This is a genomic window from Bacteroides ndongoniae (genome assembly GCF_900108345.1).
In the GTDB taxonomy this organism is placed as follows: Bacteria; Bacteroidota; Bacteroidia; order Bacteroidales; family Bacteroidaceae; genus Bacteroides; species Bacteroides ndongoniae.
In genome coordinates, this window is record NZ_FNVV01000014.1 from 992,213 (window position 1) to 1,007,035 (window position 14,823).

General features: G+C 49.1%; 17 protein-coding genes and 1 tRNA gene. 13 read left to right on the plus strand and 5 right to left on the minus strand.

What is annotated here, in order from left to right; all coding sequences use genetic code 11:
* The first annotated feature begins 12 nt into the window (after positions 1-12).
* Positions 13-471: a DUF6108 family protein gene (locus tag BQ5591_RS15065; RefSeq protein ID WP_071149961.1), complete on the plus strand. Its 459-nt coding sequence runs from the start codon at positions 13-15 to the stop codon at positions 469-471.
* Positions 472-494: 23 nt separating this feature from the next.
* The gene (locus BQ5591_RS15070) at positions 495-1,400 is read left to right on the plus strand and encodes an outer membrane beta-barrel protein (RefSeq protein ID WP_071149962.1); all 906 of its coding nucleotides are present in this window, start codon (positions 495-497) and stop codon (positions 1,398-1,400) included.
* A 148-nt stretch (positions 1,401-1,548) separates the two neighbouring features.
* Here the strand turns inward: BQ5591_RS15070 and BQ5591_RS15075 are convergent, their stop codons facing one another.
* From BQ5591_RS15075 to BQ5591_RS15090, 4 genes are all read right to left on the minus strand, one after another.
* Positions 1,549-3,180, minus strand: coding sequence for an outer membrane protein transport protein (locus BQ5591_RS15075; protein ID WP_022162427.1), 1,632 nt, complete (start codon positions 3,178-3,180; stop codon positions 1,549-1,551).
* Positions 3,181-3,286: 106 nt separating this feature from the next.
* A complete protein-coding gene (locus tag BQ5591_RS15080) occupies positions 3,287-4,639 on the minus strand; it encodes a hypothetical protein (RefSeq protein ID WP_071149963.1) in 1,353 nt (450 codons plus the stop codon).
* A 186-nt stretch (positions 4,640-4,825) separates the two neighbouring features.
* Positions 4,826-5,221: a HepT-like ribonuclease domain-containing protein gene (locus BQ5591_RS15085; RefSeq protein ID WP_071149964.1), complete on the minus strand. Its 396-nt coding sequence runs from the start codon at positions 5,219-5,221 to the stop codon at positions 4,826-4,828.
* Positions 5,208-5,504, minus strand: a complete 297-nt coding sequence (locus tag BQ5591_RS15090; protein ID WP_071150757.1) for a nucleotidyltransferase family protein — start codon at positions 5,502-5,504, stop codon at positions 5,208-5,210. The genes BQ5591_RS15085 and BQ5591_RS15090 overlap by 14 nt, the downstream gene beginning before the upstream one ends.
* A 165-nt stretch (positions 5,505-5,669) precedes the next feature.
* Here BQ5591_RS15090 and prmA point away from each other — a divergent pair, with 165 nt between their 5' ends.
* From prmA to BQ5591_RS15145, 11 genes are all read left to right on the plus strand, one after another.
* Positions 5,670-6,512 (plus strand): 50S ribosomal protein L11 methyltransferase, encoded by an 843-nt coding sequence (gene prmA / locus BQ5591_RS15095; protein ID WP_071149965.1) that lies wholly within the window; start codon positions 5,670-5,672, stop codon positions 6,510-6,512.
* A gap of 227 nt (positions 6,513-6,739) precedes the next feature.
* The gene (gene crcB / locus BQ5591_RS15100; RefSeq protein WP_071149966.1) at positions 6,740-7,123 is read left to right on the plus strand and encodes a fluoride efflux transporter CrcB; all 384 of its coding nucleotides are present in this window, start codon (positions 6,740-6,742) and stop codon (positions 7,121-7,123) included.
* A 231-nt stretch (positions 7,124-7,354) separates the two neighbouring features.
* Positions 7,355-7,428: transfer RNA gene (locus tag BQ5591_RS15105), tRNA-Thr, on the plus strand.
* Positions 7,429-7,619: 191 nt separating this feature from the next.
* Positions 7,620-8,168: a DUF4199 domain-containing protein gene (locus BQ5591_RS15110; RefSeq protein WP_071149967.1), complete on the plus strand. Its 549-nt coding sequence runs from the start codon at positions 7,620-7,622 to the stop codon at positions 8,166-8,168.
* 69 nt (positions 8,169-8,237) lie between these two features.
* Positions 8,238-9,188, plus strand: a complete 951-nt coding sequence (locus tag BQ5591_RS15115) for a glycosyltransferase family 2 protein (protein WP_022162419.1) — start codon at positions 8,238-8,240, stop codon at positions 9,186-9,188.
* 2 nt (positions 9,189-9,190) lie between these two features.
* Positions 9,191-9,676 carry a DUF6452 family protein gene (locus tag BQ5591_RS15120; protein ID WP_022162418.1) on the plus strand — a complete coding sequence of 162 codons (486 nt, stop codon included), beginning with the start codon at positions 9,191-9,193 and terminating at the stop codon, positions 9,674-9,676.
* Positions 9,645-10,412 (plus strand): DUF6048 family protein, encoded by a 768-nt coding sequence (locus BQ5591_RS15125; RefSeq protein WP_071150758.1) that lies wholly within the window; start codon positions 9,645-9,647, stop codon positions 10,410-10,412. Before BQ5591_RS15120 ends, BQ5591_RS15125 begins: the two co-directional genes overlap by 32 nt.
* Before the next feature lie 72 nt (positions 10,413-10,484).
* Positions 10,485-11,066: a manganese efflux pump MntP gene (locus BQ5591_RS15130; RefSeq protein ID WP_022162416.1), complete on the plus strand. Its 582-nt coding sequence runs from the start codon at positions 10,485-10,487 to the stop codon at positions 11,064-11,066.
* Between the two features lie 34 nt (positions 11,067-11,100).
* Positions 11,101-12,120, plus strand: coding sequence for an FAD:protein FMN transferase (locus BQ5591_RS15135; RefSeq protein WP_071149968.1), 1,020 nt, complete (start codon positions 11,101-11,103; stop codon positions 12,118-12,120).
* Positions 12,121-12,159: 39 nt separating this feature from the next.
* On the plus strand, positions 12,160-13,269 hold the full coding sequence (locus tag BQ5591_RS15140; protein WP_071149969.1) for a lactonase family protein: 1,110 nt from the start codon (positions 12,160-12,162) through the stop codon (positions 13,267-13,269).
* A 156-nt stretch (positions 13,270-13,425) separates the two neighbouring features.
* Positions 13,426-14,493: a DUF4831 family protein gene (locus tag BQ5591_RS15145; RefSeq protein ID WP_071149970.1), complete on the plus strand. Its 1,068-nt coding sequence runs from the start codon at positions 13,426-13,428 to the stop codon at positions 14,491-14,493.
* On the opposite strand, the gene BQ5591_RS15150 is transcribed toward BQ5591_RS15145, so the two are convergent.
* Entirely contained in the window at positions 14,453-14,818 is a 366-nt protein-coding gene (locus tag BQ5591_RS15150; RefSeq protein WP_022162412.1) for a PqqD family protein, read from the minus strand. The genes BQ5591_RS15145 and BQ5591_RS15150 overlap by 41 nt on opposite strands.
* Positions 14,819-14,823: the final 5 nt, after the last annotated feature.

Consider the following 14,823-nt stretch of genomic DNA (forward strand, 5'->3'; position numbering starts at 1 on the left):
TCATACAAAGCCATGAAACGATTACTATATAAATATGTATTGCTCCTGTCCCTCGGGTTATGCCTCTCATCCTACAGGCTACAGGCTCAGGAAGGACTTCAGATTTCGACCCTATTCGAAAAATACGGCGACCGACAGAACGTCACCATGGTCGAACTGAACGGCAAGATACTGAAGTCTTACAAAATGTCCAAATACCGGAGTCTTGTCTTCAAAGACGTTACTCCCTATCTGGCAGAAATCCAGAAATGCCTGAAGCATGACAAGGAACAGCCCGGACAGGTCAATAAGACCCAGGAAGTAATGGAAGACGGAATACTGCGCAGTGCCTACTACCAGCTGCATCCTTCGGACGGCAAACAACGGTACATCATCTTCAAACTGGGCAAGAAAACCACAGCCACCTTAGTCTACATCGAAGGTAGCCTCAACGAAGAAGAGCTGATGAATATGCTATATAAAGAACAATAAAACCAAAAACATAAGAAAACAATATGAAGACAAAGAATGTAATTTTTGCCTGCCTGCTCTCCATGGCGGCAAGCTATGCCACAGCACAACAAACCGCCCCCTCACAGCGTGCCACCATCACTACCGAGGGCGACTCCATCATCATCCGCAAAGGAAGCGGCAACATGCGTATCCGTGTATATGAAGAACAGCCCACCGACGGAGAATCAAAAGAAGTGGAAATATACGAAGGTGTCTATCTGGAACGTGTAGAATCGGACAAACGCACTTTCCTCGACGCCTTGCCCTTCATCCCCCAAAAGAAGAAAGACAATGCCTATAAACCGCATAATTCCGGTATCTTCATCGGATACAGCAGAATGAGCAACGACTTCCTCTCTTTTGACAACAGTGCAAAAGCCGACCTGAACCTGTCCCGTTCGTGGGAATTCGGATTTAATGTCATCTCCCTGTACCACAACTTCAAGAAGAATCCTCATTGGGGACTGAACTTTGGCGTCAATTGGGGCTACCGCTCATTCAGTTTCGACGGCAACCGTGCCCTGCTCAAAGCCGACGGACAGAGCTATTTTGCTGAAGGCGACGAAGAAAACAGCTACAGCAGCAGCCGGCTCCGCCATTTCTTCTTCCGTATTCCTATCACATTGGAGTGGCAACAAAGGCTGGGAAGAAGCAACAAACTTTTCTTCAACATAGGTCCGGAGTTTGAAATCCGCCACGGCGTAAAATCGTTCACCCACATCAACGGCGGAAAAAAGCAAAGAATGGGCAAAGACATGTATGTCAATCCTGTAGGTGTCAATCTGCTGGCACAAGCCGGATATGGCGACTTCGGTCTGTACTTGCGCTATTCTACTACCAGTCTGTTCCAAAAGGATAAAGGTCCCGAAATGTCTCCCTACTCCTTCGGTATTGCCTGGTACTGGTAAAAACGAGTACACCCCATATCACACACAACGGGCACGGAACCCGGAAAGACTGCATACATACTTTATTCGCATGCAACCTTTCCGGGATTTCCGTGCCCGAAGGAATGAAGATTATTTGCAAATGTAATGCTATTTATTTCCTGTCTCTTTAGAAACGTATACCCAGTGTCAGCAATGCCTGGCTGCGGTCGTTGGTAACTTTGGTTGCCTGAAGCGCGCCCAGATCGTCGACAAACGGATAAAACTTCGACTGATACGTATGATATTTGTAAGCCAGGTCTGCATAGACTCTGGAGCCACGATAGCCGATACCTATTGTAAACGTATTCATCGATTCGTTGTTGGCAAAGTCGGTATCGGTATTAATCGAATTGGTCGGCAGTGCCTTGATGGCATCGTCCTTGAAAGCCGCACTGCTGTAGTTGTAGCCCAAGCGGAGTGCAAATGCAGGTATAGGCTTATACTCGGCTCCCAGACGGAACGTACTTACCCCTTTCAGGCAAAGATCGGCCTCGCCGGTTTCCCATGCCATTTCTTCGGAAGACCCTGGATAGTAGAATTTCATCGAAGAGTAATCCTCGTATTCATATTCGGCTCCCAAGGCCAGCGAAGAGCCTACGGTATATCCCAGGCTGACATTGAACAGCCACGGGGTCTGAAGTTCGAAGTCACGGTCCATATCCCGTCCGCCCAATTCGCTGTACGTATCTACCGTTGTATGCGTCATCACCTCGCTGCCGTCTTCTGCCGGCAAAAACAGGTCAGAACTCAGCAAAGCACCAGTGGTATAAGTCAGCTTGTAGTATACGGGAGAGTGTATAGCCAGACCGACACGCAGAGGCGAGTCTTCTATCGGGCGGAAAATGGCACCCAGTTTCAGGTCTATTCCTGCTCCGTGAATGCGGTTGAAGCTTTCCAACGAATAGCCTTCTTCGTACTGTTTTCCGTCTTCCCAAGTATACTGGTAGTTCTCGTCATAGAAAGAGTACTTGCTGTAGTCTACGGCATAAGCACCCAACGTCACACCGAAATAGAAACGGTCGTTGACATTGAACGATACATTGAAGTCGTATTCATCTACACCGCCCCGCTCGCGCGACAGGAACAAAGCGTCTGCTTCGCTGGGTATATAAGGTATATAGGTATTATAAGCTTCCGTTTCAGTGTCTTCAAACAGGAGGCCGCTTTGAAAGCCCATAGATCCCAGCCATCCGGCATAGTCGTTGCGATAGATGTCGCTCTTTCCGTAATCCAGATAGGAGGAATAGTCCTGATAGTACGCATAGGCTCCGTCAGTAGCCTGCATAGCCATCGAGGCTACTTGCGAAACGTAGTCACTGCCCACTTTGCCCAGCAGACCGCCCATCGTCATATTCTTGTAAAACGATTTGGACTTGTGGTAGTTAAAGCCGAAGTTGACATAGCGCAACGGTGTCAGATTGCCGATTTTGGTGGAAATGACAAATCCGGCATTGTCAAAGCTCCAGCGGTTTTTATTGGCTTCGAAGGTATTGCCTCCGAATTTGCTTTCCGAACCGGTAATGGAGTAGCCCATGGTCACCATCGCATCGTTGCTCCGATAGATACCTATACCTGCCGGGTTGGTGCTTATGGTGGAGATATCACCACCCAAAGCGCCCATGGCTCCTCCCATACCAACAAAACGGGCGGTACCGTTCAGGTCCTTCTGCGCAATGTTTACTGCATCGTATACGGTTTGTGCCTTTGCACCTGCCGAAGCCAATGCGGCAAGTGCTATTATCATCAGTTTCTTTTTCATACTTAACGTTCTTTTTTTTCGATACCAGATTCTTCTATATCATATGGGGTTGCTCCGTGCCCGATGCCAGTCACCGGACACGTTGCCACACCTTGCTGTCGTACGCTTATCTTCTGCGGCCTCCGCTGCTTGAACGGCTGCTACCACCGCCACCTCCCGAGAAACTACCCGATGAGCGGGTGCTGCCTCCTGTCGAGAAGCTGGACGAACGGGAACTGCTGGACGAACGTGTAGGAGCAGAATAAGAACGTTCGCTGCTGCGGTTGTAGTCGTTCGAATAGGTTCGCGTATTGCTCGAACTTGATCCACGGCTGTAGGTAGTAGAAGGACGGCTGGATGAAGTTCCGGTCGATATGCCACTACTGCGACGTACGCTTCCTGTGCTGCGGTTCACCGAACTGCTGCGTGTGCTGCTCGGACGTGTATAGGTAGAACGCCGGGTAGACGAACTGGAGCGAAGTGAAGACGAGCTGGAGCGAACCGAAGACGAGCTGGAACGTTCGGAAGACGAAGTACGGGTTCCTACGACACGGCGTGCCGATGTGCCCGACGTACTACGGCGTACCTGACTGGAAGTTCCGGCACTGCGGCGTACCGACTGTCCGCTATTGACCGTCGAACGGCGGGTTCCGTCCAAACTACGACGACTGCCCAAAGAAGCACGACTCGTTCCGTACGAACGGCGTTGCGTCAAAGCATTTCCCCAGTACGAAGAATGTCCCCAAGCCGGGTAATGATAGTGCGGGTATCCCCAGCCGCCATGCCAGCCGGCATACCAGCCACCATGCCAACCGCCATACCAGCCTCCCCAGCCGAAGCCCCAATGAGGACCGTACCAGCTGTTCCAGCCCCAGCCATAATAGGGATATCCCCACCAGCCATACGAGCTATAACGCCAGTCCCACCACAACGGATTACTGAAAGTGGGGAAAGCATAAGCATAAAAATCATCGACATATACGTTCCATTCCCACGAATTCAGGCCGTATACAATGTCCCAGTAATAAGGGCTGCTGATGCTGACGGCAAAACGCGGATTGCGGAAACGGATAATGCGCGTGGCATACTCGTATTCGTCGGCCGAACCGTCGAATCCGTTTACCCACTCACCGTCCAGTCCGTCGTCGGCTTTCTCGTCGATATAAAGCGTGTCGTTCTCCTGCGAGAATTCATAATCGTCGGCTTCGTAACGGCGGTTATACTCGTCCACGTCGCGGACATTGCCCTTACGGTCTCTAACTACTACTGTCGTATTGCCAGGCGAAACGACGGTTGTTGTAGGTGCATTGGTCTTCACCACTACCGTCTTCCGTTCGGGAGCTTTCGCCTCTTCTGCCTGCTCTTTCTTCTCCTCCTGCTTCTTGGAAGGCACATAGTACAGATCGTCATCTATACTTTGCGCTGCCAGCGTCCACGGAAGGCAAAAAGCCAAAAGCGATAAAAAAACAATCTTTTTCATATTCCGTCTATTTTTAGTTTTCATTTCTATCTATTTCTTCGCGTTACAAAGTTAATGCCGAAATCCACTACACACAGCAGTTTTTCCCCAAAGATTGATAGGGATTTCCCTAAACCGTCTGAAAGGTGAGGACAAACAATGAACAAAGACGAGATTTCAACTGCCCGACAACAAAAGGAAGAGCCATTACCCCTCCGTCCGGTTTAATGAAGGCTTCATTTTCTCTAGAAAGTAATCGACGGCGAGAAGCAAATCCTGTAGATTGTTCTTTACGACATCGTAAACAATGTCGCCGTCAATATCAAAATATCCATGCGCTATATGATTGCGAATCCCTATAACATCAATCCAAGGTATTTCCGGACGCTCGACAAGCAACTTTGACCGGGTAATGTCGTCTATACGTTTTATGCCTTCGCCTATAGCTTCAATAAGCATGCAACTTGCCGCAAGATTTTTCATTCCTTCCGCTGAAGAGTAATAGTCTTCCGGAGAATGGACTTCCTCGTTCCATTCCAAAAGTTGCAGAATCGCTTTCCTTATCTGGCAAAACATGCCGTATATGCGGCTATCTGATGACATATATTCCATCTCTTTCTATTTCATCAAGCAAAAAAGGATTGATATGCTTGTGCATTCTTACCACATCAACAGAACATTGCAGAAGATTACTGAGAAAACGCTTCAATGCTACCAACATATACGCTTTCGGCTCCATATCGACACATACGTCCACATCGCTACCTTCATGGTTCTCGCCACGCGATACCGACCCGAACAACCTTAACGACTTAACCCCGAAGTTGGTTCTTAGGTCATCGGCATGGGACACTATCAGAGATATGTATTCTTCCCTTGTTTTCATTTCCTTGCTTTTACTGAGCTGTACAGTCACAAAGGTAATAAAATGTTTCAAACAGACAAAATCTGCACAAACTTTTAGCCATGCACATCAAATCGGCAAAAGAAGTTCGGCATTAGAAAAAATGCACTACCTTTGCCTCAAGTTTAACAAAACATCTCATTCCCTATGAAATATTTAGAATTTATCTTCCATACCGAACCATGCATGGAGGTAGTCAACGATGTCCTCTCCGCCGTATTGGGCGAAGTCGGCTTCGAAAGTTTTGTAGAACAGGAGGGCGGCATAGCTGCCTACATACAGACCGCCCTGTACGACGAAGAAGCCCTGAAGTCGGCACTGGACAGTTTTCCGCTGGCCGACACTACCCTTACCTATACTTATAAGGAAGCAGAAGACAAGGACTGGAACGAAGAATGGGAAAAGAACTTCTTCCAACCCATCGTCATCGGCAACCGTTGCGTCATCCACAGCACCTTCCACCACGATGTACCTCAGGCAGAATACGACATTGTCATCAATCCGCAAATGGCCTTCGGAACAGGACACCACGAAACCACCAGCCTCATCATAGGCGAACTGCTGGAAGCCGACCTTCAAGGCAAAGCGCTGCTCGACATGGGATGCGGCACGTCGATACTTGCCATTCTGGCGCGGATGCGTGGCGCCGCTCCCTGTACGGCCATCGACATTGACGAATGGTGTGTGCGCAATTCGCTCGAAAACATCGAGCTGAACCACGTTGATAGTATCAGCGTATTCCAGGGCGACGCATCCATCCTGCCCGACAAGGGCCCGTTCGATGTGGTGATAGCCAACATCAACCGTAACATCCTGCTGAACGACATGAAGCACTATGTGGCGCGCATGAATCCAGGCGCCCACCTCTTTATGAGCGGTTTCTATACGGACGACATTCCTGCCATCCGCGAAGAGGCCGAACGCAACGGACTCCGCTTCGTTCATCACAAAGAGAAAAACCGCTGGGCAGCCGTACAATTTGAGAAGTGACAGAACAGGACATTGAACCTGCCCTGCCCCAAAGCAAGAGTTCCCCTCCGTTTCCACTAATGGTTACGCCCGTTCCCTAAGGAGGTTACGGCCGTAACCTAAAGAGGGAACGACAGTTCCCCAAGGAGGAAACGGCCGTTTCCTAACATGGGAACAGAAGGAAACTATAACACTTTATATTCCAACCACTTATATTATTATCCCCAACAAGCAGCAAGAACAGAGCAATGACAAAAGCACTGATTTGTATTTTTCTTGGCGGAGGCACGGGAAGCGTACTCCGCTACTGCGTGCAACTGGCCTTGCACGAACGCATTGTGCCCTACAACTTTCCCTGGGCCACCTTCACCGTCAACATCGTAGGCAGTTTCCTGATAGGCATGTTTTATGCTCTTTCCGCCCGTTTCAACCTGGCTACCGACATACGGCTTCTGCTCACCACCGGACTTTGCGGTGGCTTCACCACCTTTTCGACCTTCAGCAACGACAGTCTGATCTTGTTGAAACAAGGATTGCACGGCCTGTTTCTGCTGTACATCGTACTGAGCGTAGCACTGGGAGTAGCCGCAGCCATGCTGGGAGGTGCGCTTATCAGCAACTATACCCGCTGACAGCATCCCCCTCCAGAAGCCTCTGGGAAGGCCTGAGGAGGGGTATCGAAAAAATATTTCGAAAAAAATCGCTCCAGCTATTGCAGATTTAAAATAAATGCGTACCTTTGCAACCGCAAAACAGAAAAAACGGGTAAGTCCTATACGGCCAGCTCCCTTCGAATCCTCCAGGGCTTGATCGCAGCAAAGGTAGTTGGTTGTAGCGGCGCGATATAGCAAGCTTACCCACCCGCCTCTTTAGCTCAGTTGGCCAGAGCACGTGATTTGTAATCTCGGGGTCGTTGGTTCGAATCCGACAAGAGGCTCAGAAAAAGCGGAAGATGTCACCGAACATTCTCCGCTTTTTTCGTATATCCCCGCCCCATCCCCTAATTTATTAAAAATCTACAGCCTGCATGCCACTGTATCCAACTATATTTGTAACTTTGCAAAGTTATTTTTCCATAACGGAGGCTGGCGGCAACGGCGACCTCTTCTTTACATTTTAATGACATCAATGGCAGAAAACAAAGGTTACATGCAACGATATGCAATGCTATTCGGCACCTACATGGGTGTATTCTGGATACTGAAGTTCATACTCTTTCCCCTGGGGCTGAAATACAACCTGCCCTTTCTATCTTTCCTCTTCATGGGCCTTACGCTGTGCGTACCCTTCATGGGCTATTACTACCTGAGAATATACCGTAACCAGGTATGCGGAGGAGCCATCAACTTCTTGCCAGCATGGCTGTTCACGGTCTCCATGTATATATTCTCGGCCCTGCTGACTGCCGTAGCACACTACATATACTTCCGCTACATCGACCACGGCTTCATACTCGACACCTACGAAAATCTGCTGAGCAGCCTGTCCGCCAGCAACGTGCCCGGTATAGAGGCTTACCTGAAACAGCTGAACGAAGCCCTCGACGCCATACGTGCCTTGAGTCCGATAGACATCACCTTCCAGCTGATGTCGCAAAACGTCTTCTACTGCTCGCTGCTGGCATTACCCACAGCCCTGTTTGCCATGAGAAGACGGAAAGACGAAGTGGCCGGATAGCCCGGAGTGGAAAAAAGAAAAAAGCATGTTTACAACATTCATCATATAATAAAACTAAATCGTACACAAATGGATATTTCTGTTGTAGTCCCCTTATATAACGAAGAAGAATCCCTGCCCGAACTCTTCGCTTGGATCAAACGGGTAATGGAAGCCAACGGATTCACTTACGAAGTAATCTTCGTGAACGACGGAAGCACCGACCGCTCCTGGCAAGTCATCGAACAGCTGAAAACACAATCGGACGCAGTGCGGGGCATAAAGTTCCGCCGGAACTACGGTAAATCGCCGGCTTTGTACTGTGGCTTTGCACAGGCACAGGGTGACGTCGTCATCACCATGGATGCCGACCTGCAAGACAGCCCCGATGAAATACCTGAACTGTACCGCATGATTACGCAGGAAGGCTACGACCTTGTATCGGGCTGGAAAAAGAAACGCTACGACCCGTTGTCGAAAACCATTCCTACCAAGCTGTTCAACGCCACCGCACGCAAAGTGTCGGGCATCAAGAACCTGCACGACTTCAACTGCGGACTGAAAGCCTATCGCAAGGATGTCATCAAGAACATCGAAGTCTACGGCGAAATGCACCGCTACATCCCCTACCTGGCCAAGAACGCCGGCTTTGCCAAAATCGGCGAGAAGGTTGTACACCACCAGGCACGCAAGTACGGCAAGACCAAATTCGGCCTGAACCGCTTTGTCAACGGCTATCTGGACCTCATCTCCCTCTGGTTCCTCTCCACCTTCGGAGTAAAGCCCATGCACTTCTTCGGCCTGCTGGGCTCGCTGATGTTTGTACTCGGCTTTATAGCCGTCATCATCGTAGGAGCCAGCAAGTTGTATAATATGCACAACGGCATGCCCTACCGTCTGGTGACCGATTCGCCTTACTTCTTCCTGGCGCTGACCTCCATGATTATCGGTACCCAGCTGTTTGTAGCAGGCTTCCTGGGCGAACTGATTTCGCGTAATGCACCCGAACGTAACAAATACCAAATAGAGAAAACCATCTGACAATGAAAAAACTCGTCCAATTAATCATACTTTGCGCCATCCTGCTTCCTGCAGCCGGCAGCATCCTTTCCTGCTCGGAAGAGGCCGACTGCTCGCAAGCTGCACGCGGCATGCTGAACTGCAACCTCTACACCATCCTGGCAGAAACCAACATAGTAGAGAAAGATACACTCGACTCGCTGACCATCACTGCATACGGAACCGATTCCGTCATCGTAAACAACCAAAAGGAAGTGAAGGATCTGACTTTGCCCCTGCGCTATACCGAAGACTCGACGGTACTGATCTTCCGCTACAACGAAAAGCAGACCGATACTGTTGTCTTCAGGCACACCAACACCCCTTACTTCCTCTCAATGGATTGCGGCTACCAGATGCAACAATCCGTCACAGGTTGCACATACAGCCGGCACGTGCTCGACTCTATTTATATCTCAAACCCCGAAGCCAGCATCTATGGTACAGAAAATATTAAATTATTCTATTAGTCTGCTGCTTTGCCTGCTATGCTCGCTGCCTGTCGGTGCGCAAAACAGTAATCCGCCTGCCGCCGCTGCTCAGAAACTGCCAAAGAAAGAGCAGAAGGACGCCAAGGAAGGACCGCAATATCCGTTGTACAACGGCGTTTCGGTAGGTGTCGACTTGTGGGGACTGGGCAGTAAAGCCCTGGGAGGAAATACCCTCAGCACAGAAGTCGTAGTAGACGTAGACCTGAAGCACCGCTTCTTCCCCACCGTAGAACTTGGCTATGCAAGCAACAACGAAGAAGGCGACCTGGGCATCCGCTACAAGACGCAAGCCCCCTATGTCCGTATCGGTATAGACTATAACGCACTCTACAAGAAACAGCACGGGCATCTGTTTACGGTAGGAGTGCGCTACGGAATGACCAACTTCAAATACGACATCGAAGCACTGGGACTGGAAGACCCCATTTACGGCGGAGGAGTAGGCAATCCTAACCTGACCGACGACATCTGGGGCGGAAGTCTCCCGTACAATCATACCGGCATGAAAGGAAGCATGCAATGGCTCGAAATATGCCTGGGCATCAGAGCCAACATCTGGAAAAATGTGTCGATGGGATGGTCGGTACGTATGAAGTACAAGCTGTCGGCCACCACCGGACAATACGGCGATCCGTCGTACGTCCCCGGCTTCGGCAAATACGGGTCGAACACCATGGGAGTGATATACACAATCACTTACAAACTGCCTTTCTAAGCAAAGGCTGAGCCCATGTGCTGCACCAGCGGCAACCTCTTCTATCTGATAATTATAATGAAACGATAAACAATGACTAACTTAGAAATCTGGCTGCTGGCGGCCGGTCTGGCAATGGATTGCTTTGCCGTGTCTATAGCCAGCGGCATCATTCTGAAGCGTACCCTGTGGCGCCCCATGTTGGTAATGGCATTCTTTTTCGGCTTCTTTCAGGCTATGATGCCTTTTCTGGGATGGATCGGTGCAAGTATGTTCAGCCACCTCATCGAAAGTATAGACCACTGGATTGCCTTTGCCATTCTGGCATTTCTAGGAGGCCGTATGGTACGCGAATCGTTTAAAGACGAAGAATGTAAAAACGAATACGACCCTACCAGCCTGAAAGTAGTATTGGCACTGGCCGTAGCAACCAGTATCGACGCACTGGCCGTCGGGGTGTCTTTCGCATTCCTGGGCATCAGAGGAATTACCGGAATACTCTACCCCATCGGCATTATCGGCTTCGTCTCGTTTGCCCTTTCGCTGATAGGACTGATATTTGGAATCCGCTTCGGATGCGGCCTTGCACGCAAACTAAGAGCTGAAATGTGGGGAGGAATCATCCTTATTGCCATCGGAAGCAAAATACTGATAGAACACCTGTTTTTAGGATAGACTTCGGAAGAACATCAAACGGAAAAGACAAATTATGGAAAAAAGAACGCAAAGAAACTTTTTATGGATTGCCCTACTGGTATTGGGAACCATCTGGATTCTGGCACGCCACAACCGTGTTGCCCCCTACCAGAAAGACAGCGGACAGATTTTCGGAACCATATACAACATCACCTATCAGTACGACCAGAACCTGCACGCTGAGATAGATGCCGAGCTGAAGCGTTTCGACGGATCACTGTCTCCCTTCAACGATACAGCTACCATCACACGCATCAACCGGAATGAAGACATCATGCCGGACACCTTCTTCACCAACGTGTTCCATAGAAGTATGGAAATATCCCGGGAAACCAACGGTGCTTTCGACATCACTGTTGCCCCGCTGGTCAATGCCTGGGGATTCGGCTTCAAAAAAGGACACTTCCCCGACTCACTGATGGTAGACAGTCTGCTCGACATCACGGGATATACGAAAGTCAGCCTGTCGGCCGAAGGAAAAATCGTCAAGCAAGACCCACGCATCATGCTGACGTGCAGTGCCGTAGCTAAAGGATATGCCGTAGACATCGTAGCACAACTGCTCGAAAAGAAAGGAATACAGAACTATATGGTAGACATCGGCGGTGAAGTGGTAGTACATGGCAACAACCCGCAGAATACTCCGTGGAGAATCGGTATCAACAAACCGATAGACGACTCACTGGCGATCAACCAGGAATTGCAGACAGTTCTGCAAATCAGCAATGCCGGTATAGCCACCTCGGGCAACTACCGCAACTTCTATTACAAAGACGGAAAGAAGTATGCACATACCATCGACCCGCGCACCGGTTATCCCGTACAGCACAGCATACTGTCAGCCACGGTCATAGCCCGCGACTGTATGAGTGCCGACGCCTACGCCACTGCCTTTATGGTAATGGGACTGGAAGAGGCCGAACGTTTTGCCAACGCCAACCCCGAAATTGACGCTTACTTCATCTACAGCGACAATGACGGGAAATTCAAGACGTTTTGCACCGAAGGTATGAAAAAGTATATCAAAGAATAATACTCCTCGTAAAAAGACACATTAATCTGGTATAATACAATGAAAAAGCTACTTTACTGCATGATAGCACTGCTCTGCGCCGCCTGCATGCCACAGAAGCCAGCCAAGGCGGAATCTGCTGAAATCGCCATGTTGGTAGGAACCTACACGGACGGAGGAAGCAAAGGTATTTACACTTTCCGCTTTAATCAGGAAACCGGTGTTTCTACGGCCCTCAACTCGTTCGAACTGCCCAATCCTTCCTACATGGCCGTATCGGAAGACGGACAGTTTGTCTATGCCGTCAGCGAAATGGACGGCAAACAAGCAGCTGTCAATGCATTGTCTTTCGACAAAACAACCGGAGAACTGCGCCTGCTGAACAGCGAACCTACCTTAAGCGCAGGTCCTTGCTATATATCTACCAACGGAAAGGAAGTGCTGACCGCCAACTATTCCGGTGGCACAATGGCTGTATTTCCCCTGCGTAGCAACGGAAGCGTAGAACCGGTCGACACCCTATTCGAAGGAATGGCCAACAATGCCGATCCGGAAAGACAGAACAGCCCGCACATGCACTGTGCCGTCTTCTCGCCTGACGGGAAATATATATTTGCCACCGACTTCAGTTCCGACCGCATCCTGCGCTTTGTCCTTCATCCGAAAGATATCGTTCCGCATCCCTCGGCCGAAGCTACAGAAGTGGCTCCCGGTTCAGGTCCGCGTCATCTGACGTTCAGCCCCAACGGAGAATATGCTTACCTTATTAATGAACTGTCGGGTAAAGTCATTGCCTACAGCTACAACGACGGTTGCCTGAAACAGATACAGACCATCACAGCCGACACACTGGCCGCCCGCGGAAGTGCAGACATCCACCTCAGTCCCGATGGCAAATATCTATATGCCTCCAACCGGCTGAAAGGTGACGGAATAGCCATCTATGCCGTCAACGAAGAAAACGGCATGCTGGCCAAAGTCGGATATCAGCTTACCGGCATTCATCCCCGTAACTTTAATATCACTCCCAACGGTAAGTACCTGTTGGTAGCTTGCCGCGACAGCCACGTGATACAGGTATACCGGCGAGATGAGACAACAGGATTATTGGAAAACATCAACAAAGATATAGCTATCAACAAACCCGTATGCATTCAGTTCGTACGTTAATCTTTCGTAAATAAGTGTCGTACAACAGCGGAGTTCATTATCTTTGTTATTTAAGATAGAAGTAGAACAAAACCAGGTCGAGCTGTAAATGCACCGCCACACCGGCTTTGCATTTCTATCTAAAGCAAATGAATAACTTATTATTAATATCCTTTTATGAAAAAAAGAATCATACAACTGGCAGGTCTTCTGCTACTCACAACCGGTACGTACGCCCAGACGGAAGTTACTGCCGGTGTGATGCGTGGTAAGGACTATGGAGTGACTTATCTGCTGCCGAAAACTGAAATTCAGCTTACCATTGTGGCAACCAAACATACATACACTCCGGGAGAATTTTGCAAATATGCCGAACAGTTTCTGAAACTGACAGGCATTTCTCCACTGTCAAGAGAATATTGGACACTGGACAAAATACAAACTTCCACTATCGGAGTACCGGACAAGGATAAAGTTTATTTCGTAAAGCTGAAAGACAAAACGGTTGCTCCTCTTATGGAACTGACCGAAGACGGCATTGTACGCTCCATCAATATGCCTTATAGCGGAAAGAAAGAAAAGAAACAAGTCTCTGCCCCACTCAATGCGGCATCCGAGACACTTGACCCGCGTACTTTCCTCACGCAGGAAATTCTTATGGCCAGCTCAAGTGCTAAAATGGCCGAACTGGTTGCACAGGAAATCTACAACATACGCGAAAGCAAAAACGCTCTGCTAAGAGGCGAGGCAGACAACATGCCCAAAGACGGAGAACAGCTTAAACTGATGCTCGACAACCTGAATCGTCAGGAAAAAGCCATGACGGAAATGTTTACCGGAAAAACGGTCGAGCAATCCCAAACATTCACCGTACGCATTACTCCCAAAGAAATGCAAAATGCAGTAATTTCACGCTTCTCTACACGTCTGGGAGTCGTAGACAGCAATAATCTGGCCGGCGAGCCTATATACATCAGCATCACCGACCTTAAAACAATCAACATTCCGCCAGTCGACGAGAAAGATCAAAAGAAGAAAATAGAAGGAGTGGCCTACAATGCACCCGGTAAAGCCAAAATAGAGATAAAATACAAACACCAGAAATTGTTTGAGGACGAACTTCCGGTGAGCCAATTTGGCACCACGGAATACCTTGCTCCTGTACTATTCAATAAGAACAGTGTTACCCAAGTGCTTTTCGACACTACAACGGGTGGCTTGCTGAAGGTAGACAGAGGCGAATAAAACCATCTTTATGCAACTGCATGATGTAAGTTGCAACACGCGAAGCATAATCCGCTTCGTTCGAGAAATGAACGGCCAGCAGTTCCACTATTTCATTAACGGTACGCTGGCCGTTTATTAATTGCCAAACGGCTGTCCCATGCTCTTCCAACGTTACATGTATATCCTGCGACAGCCCTTTAAACAACCAGAAACGACGCATCCATTCCTTCTTAAACCGAGGAAAGGCGAGCACAACGTACTCACCTTTCCATTCAGTTTTTACCTGTTCACTACGAACCGGAATGGCATTCAACAAACTAATTTTGTCTACTGTATCCGGCATATTAC